The sequence below is a fragment of the Nocardiopsis sp. CNZ308 genome (genome assembly GCF_004217075.1).
This window is the reverse complement of the sequence record NZ_SHKJ01000001.1, coordinates 4719251-4727430: the sequence shown is the minus strand read 5'-3', so window position 1 is coordinate 4727430 and position 8180 is coordinate 4719251. Positions and strand designations below refer to the sequence as shown.

Sequence of the window (8180 nt, the reverse complement as noted above, 5' to 3'; positions counted from 1 at the left end):
ACGTGCGGACCTTCGTGCACGGCCTGGAGAACGGCCCCAGAATGTCCTGGCACGGCAACGGACAACTCGCCGGTCTGGAAAACGTCTCCACCGGAGGAATGCCCGTAGGCCCCGCCCACTACTGGAACACCGAGGGCCGCCTCGTCTTCGAGTACATCGACGACGCCTACTCGAACCACCGCCTGTCCCGGAGATGGGACGCATCGGGCCGCCTCGTCAGCGAGGAACGCCACGAGGCGCAGTTCGGCGGGATCGACGCCGCGACAGGGGAGAAGGTGTTCATCCCCTGGCAGCCGATCCGGCTGACCCCCGGCATGCGGGCTCCGGACCGCGCAGACTCCCTGCCCGCTGTCAGCGTCGGCGACCTCACCGTCGGAGACGTCGAGGGGCTCGGCCGCCGGGTCCTGTACGACGGCGCGCCCTTCACCGGGGAGGCAGTCACCCGCGACCGCCACGGCAGGACCGAGATGCACACCTTCATCGAGGGCGTCGAGGACGGCCCCACCCTGACCTGGGCACCCAGCGGCAAACTCGTCATCCAGGGCATCACCCGGCACCCCCACGGCCCCGTGGGTCCCTGGCACCAGTGGGACGAGCGCGGACGCCTCCTGCGCGAGGTCGTGCACGACGCCCTGGGCAACCGCGTCATCGTCCGCCAACTCGACGAGGCCGGAAACATCGCCCGCGAGGAGCACAGACCCCCCGCACGCCTGGCCCGCGACCCCGAGACCGGCCGAGAACACCCCGCCCCCTGGCTCTGAGGAGCGGCCTCGCTCCCGCGCCGGGACCGCGGAGCCGCCGTCCCCGCCTCCGTGGAGCCCGCTCCGGAGGGAAACGACGCGGACCGGTCACCGGACGCTCATGGAACGTACACGGGAAACCGAGTACGCTACCGCAGTCGGCCCTCCCGTCCGAGGCCCCGCCCGCACGGACGGCGGCCCCCGCGGCGGCGGCCACAGCCCCCGTCCCGCGCGCGGAAGGGCCCCCTCGGGACGGCGGTGGAGAGGCCCCGCGACGGCGCACGCCTCCCGGTCCGGCGTTCCGCGGAGGGTTGGCGTAGGGTCGGGCCCCGTCCCGCTCCCCCGCGCGGCCTCCCACGGGACGGCGCCCCCGCGCCCCGTCCGGGCCGCCCCACCGGGCGCGAAGCGCCCCCAGGACACCCCTGAGAGTCTGGAGCACACGTCAGGTGACCGCACACACCGATCCGGGGACCACCCGGTCCCGGCGCCGCCGCACCGCCGCCGCGGCGCTGGCCCTCGGGCTCCTCGTCCCCCTCCCCGCTGCTCCGGCGGCGGCCGAGGCTCCCCAGGACCCCGTCTCGCTCGCGCAGGTCCACCCCTTCAAGGCCGACAACCAGCCGTGCGCGGCCAGCGGCGGGGACGTCGTGGAGCAGCGGCCCTGGACACACCACTTCCTGGGCCTGTCGCGGGCCCACGACCTGAGCACCGGCGAGGGGGTGGGCGTGGCGCTGCTGACCCCGGAGGTGGACGGCGGCGTCCCCGCGCTGGCCGACGCCGTGGAGGGCGGGCAGTCCGCCGACTGCCTGGGGTTCGGCACGTCGCTGGCCGGAGTGGTCGCCGCCCGGCCCGTGGAGGACAGCGGCCTGGTCGGGGTGGCTCCGGACTCGGCGGTGACGGCCGTGGCCACCGGCAGCCCGCAGACCGGCCTGGCCTCGGCGCAGGAGATCGCCGCCGGGATCGGGAGCGCGGTGGACTCGGGGGCCCGCGTGGTCCTGGTCGGCACCGGCACGTGGGAGGCGTCCCCGGCCCTGGAGTCGGCGGTGGCCGCCGCCGAGGAGGCCGGAGCCGTGGTCGTGGCCCCCGCGACCGTCCCCACCTCCCGGGGGCCGCTGCCGGGCCAGCCCGCCCAGCACGCGTCCGTGCTGAGCGTGGCCGCGCACGACGTGGAGGGCCTCCCCGTGGCCCAGCGACCGCTGATCCTGCCCAGCGGGGACCTGGCCCGCGTGGACCTGACCGGGCCGGGCGACCGGGTGGTGGGGACCGGCCCGGGCGGCGGCCACGTGGCCACGGCGGGCGACGGCGTGGCAGCGGCCTTCGTGGCGGGGGCCGCGGCCCTGCTCATGGCACGGGAGCCGGACCTGAGCGCCGCGCAGGTGCGCGAGCGGCTGACCACCACGGCCTACGCCTCGCCCCGGGGGGACGCGGACCCGCTGTCGGGACACGGCAGGGTGGACCCGCTGGCGGCGATGGCCACCGCCCCGGGCGGCGCCCCCGCCGGGGTGGTGGGCGAGGGGTTCGTCCCCGACCCCTCCCCCCGGGGCTCGGTGGACGCGCCCTCCACCGCGGTCGTGGTGTCCGTCACGCTCCTGCTCATCGTGCTGTGCGTCATGGGCGGAGCGGTGATCAAGCTCGGGCGCGCGCGCGAGTGGCGTCCCGCCGCCGCGGGCGAGCCGGTGCCGATGCGCTCCGACGAACCGGTGCGCTGACACCGAACCGACGCGGAAGGGGGCGTCCGGCGTACCGGACGCCCCGAACACGTCCTGGGGCCGGGCTCCCCTCCCGGCGGGGAGGGGAGCCCGGACACCCCGCTCGGGGATCCGCCCGCGCGGCGCGGGCGGATCCCCGTGTCACTCCTCGGCGCCCTCGGCGATGGCCAGCTGCACCTCGACCGGGTCGCGGCGCGCGATCCACAGGGCGCGTCCCGCGGGCATCGTCCTGGCCCGGACGCTGCCGAACATCATTCCCTCCGAGGGCGGGGCCGACAGCAGGATGCTGGGCGTGTTGGAGTCGATGAGCGTCCGGATGACGGGATCGCTGGAGGCCCGGCTGAAACCGCCCGCGGCGTGCACGAGGACCACGTGCAGGCCGATCTCCGCGCCCTGGCCGAGCATCGGCAGGAGCGGGGCCAGCGGGCTGGGCCCGCTTCCGGAGACCATCTCGAAGTCGTCGATGAGGATGAACAGTTCGGGGCCCGTCCACCAGTCGCGCTTGCGGATGCGGTCGGGGGTGATGTCGGGCCCGGGCAGGCGCGCCTTCATCGCCTGCGCGGCGGCGGCCATCATCTCCTTGACGTTCTCCCCCGACACCGCGTATCCCAGCTGCATCTCCTTGGGCACCGCGTCGTAGAGCTGGCGGCGCTGGTCGGCCAGCACGACCCGGGCGGTGGTGGGGCCGTAGTGGCTGCGGATCGCGTTGGTGATGTGGCGCAGCAGCGTGGTCTTGCCCGTCTCGGTGTCGCCGACCACGAGCAGGTGCGGGGTGACGCCGAAGTCGTGCCAGAACGGCTGCATCCGGCGGCTCTCCAGGCCCATGGGCACCTTGAGGCCGTTCGCCTTGGTGAGTTCGGACCCGGGCAGCTCACGGGCGTGCAGGATCGCGGGCAGGGTGCGCACCGCCGGGGCGGAGGGCCCGTCCCAGGCCGTGCGCACGCGGTCGACCAGATCGGTCATGCCCTCGGACAGCGTGACCGAGTCGGCGTCGCCGTCGGCGCGGGGCAGACCGGTGAGGAAGTGGTGCTTGGTGTCGGTGATGCCGCGCCCGGGCACGCGGGGCACGGTCTGCGCGGCGCGCATGTGGACCATGGAGTCCACGGGGTCGCCCATCCGCAGTTCGAAGCGGGTGCCCATGAGGTCGCGGACACCGGTGTGGAAGTCGGCCCAGCGCGGGGAGGCGACCACGACGTGCACGCCGTAGTTGAGGCCGCGCTGCACGATCTGGACGATGGAGCCCACCAGGTCCGCGTAGTCCTGGCGGATGGTGCCCCAGCCGTCGATGACGAGGAAGACGTCGCCGTGGGGCTGGTCGGCGAACTCCCCGGCGGCGCGGCGCCTGCGGTAGGTGCCCATGGAGTCGATGCCGTTCTCGGCGAAGAAGGCCTCGCGCTTGGTGAGGATCTCGTTGATCTCCAGGACGGTGCGGACGATGCGCCGCTCGTCGGTGCGCGTGACGACGCTGCCCACGTGCGGCAGGTCCTTGAGCGAGGTGAGCACGCCGCCGCCGCAGTCGATCCCGTAGAACTGGACCTGGGCGGGGGTGTTGCACACCGCCAGGGTGAGGATGAGCGAGGCCAGCATGGTGCTCTTGCCGCTCTGGGGGCCGCCCGCGATGCCGACGTGCCCCCCGGCTCCGGTCAGGTCGGCGACCAGGGGCAGGCGCTTGTGCTCGAAGGGGCGGTCGATGATCCCCAGCGGCACGCGCAGGGTCGTCTCCTTCCGCCAGGCCAGGCCGCCCTCGGGCACACGGGTGCCGACCATGGCGAGCAGCTCGTCCACCAGCAGCGGCACCTCCAGCGGGGGCAGCCACACCTCGCGGGCCGCGGGGCCGAGGTCGTCCATCCGCGCCAGCGCGGTCGCCAGGAGCGACTCGCTGGTCTCCTCCTCCTGGACCTCGGGCTCCTCGGGTTCGGAGGCGGCCGCGGCCACGGCGGTGTCGGCGAAGAGCACCACCTCGCCGCCGACCGTGCTCCTGCGGGCGGCGCGGCGCTTGACGCGGTAGGGACCGGAGACGTAGGCGGCCTTGAACCGGGTGAGGGTCTCGGTGTCGGTCTTGAGGTAGCCGTTGCCGGGGGCGGAGGGGAGCTGGTGGGCGTCGGGCACGCCGAGCACCCCGCGGCTCTCGATGGCGGAGAAGGTGCGCAGCGCGATCCGGTAGGACAGGTGGCCCTCCAGCTGGTGCATGCGGCCCTCGTCCAGGCGCTGGGAGGCCAGCAGCAGGTGGACGCCGAGGCTGCGGCCCAGGCGCCCGATCATGACGAACAGGTCCATGAAGTCGCGGTGGGCGGCCAGCAGCTCGCTGAACTCGTCGACGACCACGAACAGCGTGGGCATCGGCTCCATGTCGGGGTTGGTCTCGCGGGCCCTCTCGTACTCCAGCGCGGAGCTGAAGTTGCCCGCCGCCCGGAGCTGTTCCTGGCGGCGGACCAGCTCGCCGTGCAGGGCGTCCTGCATGCGCTCGACCAGGATGGCCTCGTCGGCGAGGTTGGTGATGAGCGCGGAGGTGTGCTGGAGCTTGTCGAGGCCGATGAAGGTCGCGCCGCCCTTGAAGTCGACGAGCACGAAGTTGAGGGTCTCGGGCGAGTGGGTCAGGGCCAGGCCGAGCACCAGTGTGCGCAGCAGCTCGCTCTTGCCCGAACCGGTGGCGCCGATGAGCATGCCGTGCGGGCCCATGCCGCCCAGCGCGGACTCCTTGAGGTCCAGTTCCAGCGGCGCGCCGTCGGAGTTCATGCCGATGGGCACGCGCAGCCGGTCCTTCTCGTGCAGCTCGCTCCACATGCGCTCGCTGTCGTGCCGGTGCAGGTCGGGGATGCCCAGGAGCGTGGTCAGCTCGAAGTCGGTGGTGAGCGGCTCGGTGACCTCGACGACCATGCCGATCCGGTAGGGCGAGAGCAGGCGGCCCAGGGAGGTGGCGCGGGACAGGCTCAGGGTGTCGGGCCGGCCCAGCACCTCCTCGGTGTCGCGGCCGCTGTTGTCGCGGGAGAGCATCACCAGGCGCTCGGTCTCCACCCGCAGGGCCAGGGTGTAGGGGTCGTCCTCGGGCGGCATGGGGTCGGCGACGTCGATGACGACGGCGTTGCGGTAGCCGCCGCCCAGCATGCGCGACCCCGGGGGGATGCGCCCGCCGTCCACGACGATGACGGTGAAGGGCTCCTCGCGGCTGGGGGCGGCGGTGGGGTCGAAGCGGGGGCGGTCGGCCAGGTCCGGGACGAGCTGTTCGAGCTCTATCGCGTCCGTGCACAGCAGCCGGGCCTGGCCCGCGCCGTCGCGGGCGGTGGGGTGCTGGCTGTGGGGCAGCCACTTGGTCCAGGACCACAGGGGCAGGGACTCCTCGGAGCAGCACACGGCCACGCGCAGCTCGTCGTGGGCGTGGAAGACGGTGAGCTGGCCGAGAAGCGCGCGGACCAGGCCCCGGCTGGTGTCCAGGTCGCCGCGCATGGTGATGCGGGAGTAGCCGCGCAGGTAGATCTGGACCGGCTGGTCCTCGACGGTGCCGTAGGCGCGGATGAAGCGGCGCAGGGCGTGGGCGCTGAGGGGTTCGAGGTCCTCCACCGGTTTGGAGGAGACCGGGGAGATGGTCATGGACAGCGCCTGTTCGCCCACGGCCATGCGCGCCTCGGCGAAGTCGTCGTCGGTCCCCCTGCGCTCCCACAGCCGGGAGGTGCGCACGATCGACCACAGGGCGTCGGGGTGGGGCGCCCGCCAGAGCATCGCGTCGCGCTGCTCGGTGACCACGCTCCGCAGGCGGGTGCGCATCTGCTTGAGGTAGCGCAGGTAGTCCCGGCGGTCGTCGTTGAGCTGGCGTCGGCGCTCCAGCATGCTGCGCAGGTACTGGCCGCCGATCATGACCACCGCGCCCACGAGCATCATGCCGCCCGCCAGATAGGGCATGATGCTGCTGCCGTCACCCATCCTCCCGGGGCGGATGAACATCAGCAGCATCGCCATCGAGGTCAGGGCCATCGGCAGGTAGGTGAACACCGACGAAACGTTGGCCTGCGGTTCGGGCAGTTCCGGGGGCTCCTGGAGGCTGACCTCGCCCGAGGGCAGGTCCGGCCCGGGGCGCCGCGGGGGGCGCCGGACGAGGATCGTACTCACGGGGCGGGGTCCTCCCTTGCAGGGAACAACGGGGAGCGGTCCGAAAGTCGGGACCGGAACGGGGCCGTACCGGGCATCCGGAACCGGAGACTGACAGCAGAACACTACTGTTGCCAACTAAAGTGACAGACACCAAAATTTAAAACAACACACCTCCAAAATGGGTCGCCGGAGTGTTACCGTCACTTCCACCCCTGTCACGACCCGCCTCATGATGGGCCCCCACCGGATGAACGATGTCGCCTCCCCGGACCTGTGCCGACTGCTGATCCGCGCCCCCGCGCGCTCCTTCGAGATCGCAGCGCCCACCGAGGTCCCCCTCTCCGAGATCCTGCCCACCCTGGTGCTCTACGCCGAGGGTGACAACGGCGAGGACCTGGACGAGAGCGGACTGGAGCACGACGGCTGGGTCCTCCAACAACTGGGCGACGAGCCCCTGGAGGAGGACGAGACCCTCCGCTCCCTCGGGCTCTGCCACGGAGAGACCCTCTACCTGCGCCCCCGCCGCGACCAGCTGCCGCCGGTGCACTTCGACGACCTGACCGACGGCGTCGCGACCGGTATGGGCGAGCGCCCCGACCGGTGGCGCCCCGAGGCCACCCGCGTCCTGCTCCAGGCGCTGGGCCTGGTCGTGCTCTTCACCGGTCTGGCGGTCCTGGTCAGCGGCGGCCCCGGACTGCTGACCGCGGTGTCCGCCGCGTGCTCCTCGATCCTCATGCTGCTGTCGGCCTGGGCGGCCTCGCGCGCCATGGGCGACCTGGCCGCCGCCACCGGCCTGGCCGCGGCGGCCACCCTGTACATGGCGGTGGCCGGAGCCTCCGTGCCCTCGGGCGACCCCGGCACCGCGCTGACCGGAGCGCGGGTCCTGACCGGCGCGGTGACCGCCGCCGGAGCCAGCGTGCTCGGTCTGGCGGCCGTGGCGGGCTCCGTGCCCTTCTTCGCCGGCCTGTTCACCGCCGAGGTGCTGGGCGCGCTGGGCGCGCTGGCCCTGATGTTCATCCCCGGCGCCACGGTCCCGGCCGTGGCGGCGCTGACGGCGCTCATCGCACTGCTGCTGGGCACGTTCGCCCCCCAGCTGGCCTTCCGCCTCTCCGGGCTGAAGCTGCCGCCGCTGCCCTCCAACCCCGACCAGCTCCAGGAGGGCATCGACCCCTACCCCGCGCGCGGGGTCCTGGACCGCGCCGCGCTGGCCGACCGGTTCCAGACCGCCCTGTACGCCTCCACCGGCGCCGTCCTGACGGTCTGCCTGGTCGTGCTCGCCGCCTCCCCCGGCTGGGTGCCGATCACGCTGTGCGTCATCGTGTCGCTGGTGATGCTGCTCCAGTCGCGCGGCCTGGCCAGCGCATGGCAGCGGTCCTTCGTGGTCGCGCCGCCCTGGATCGGGCTGACCGCGCTGGTCCTGGTCCTGGTGTGGACGGCCGACCCCCTGCCCCGCACCCTCGCCATGGTGGGCCTGTTCGCCGCCTCCGCGATCCTGGCGGTGGTGTCGTGGAACCTGCCGGGCACGCGGCCGCTGCCCCACTGGGGCCGGGCCGCCGAGATCATCCAGTCGCTGCTGACGGTGGCCATCGTGCCCCTGGTCCTGGCGATCTTCGGCGTGTTCTCGCTCCTGCGCGGAATCGGCGGCTGA

Annotated in this window: 4 protein-coding genes; 3 read left to right on the top strand and 1 reads right to left on the bottom strand. The window is 73.5% G+C overall.

The features are described 5' to 3' along the window. The first annotated feature begins 2 nt into the window (after nt 1-2). Together EV372_RS20370 and EV372_RS20365 are read left to right on the top strand one after the other, a co-directional pair. On the top strand, nt 3-761 hold the full coding sequence (locus tag EV372_RS20370; RefSeq protein ID WP_486484006.1) for a toxin-antitoxin system YwqK family antitoxin: 759 nt from the start codon (nt 3-5) through the stop codon (nt 759-761). A gap of 425 nt (nt 762-1186) precedes the next feature. Further along, a complete protein-coding gene (locus EV372_RS20365) occupies nt 1187-2446 on the top strand; it encodes a S8 family serine peptidase (protein ID WP_130397296.1) in 1260 nt (419 codons plus the stop codon). Nucleotides 2447-2587: 141 nt separating this feature from the next. Here EV372_RS20365 and eccCa read toward each other — a convergent pair whose 3' ends face one another. Next, nucleotides 2588-6550 carry a type VII secretion protein EccCa gene (gene eccCa / locus EV372_RS20360; protein WP_130397295.1) on the bottom strand — a complete coding sequence of 1321 codons (3963 nt, stop codon included), beginning with the start codon at nt 6548-6550 and terminating at the stop codon, nt 2588-2590. Between the two features lie 211 nt (nt 6551-6761). Between eccCa and eccD the strand changes: the two genes are divergently transcribed. Beyond that, entirely contained in the window at nt 6762-8180 is a 1419-nt protein-coding gene (gene eccD, locus EV372_RS20355) for a type VII secretion integral membrane protein EccD (RefSeq protein ID WP_130397294.1), read from the top strand.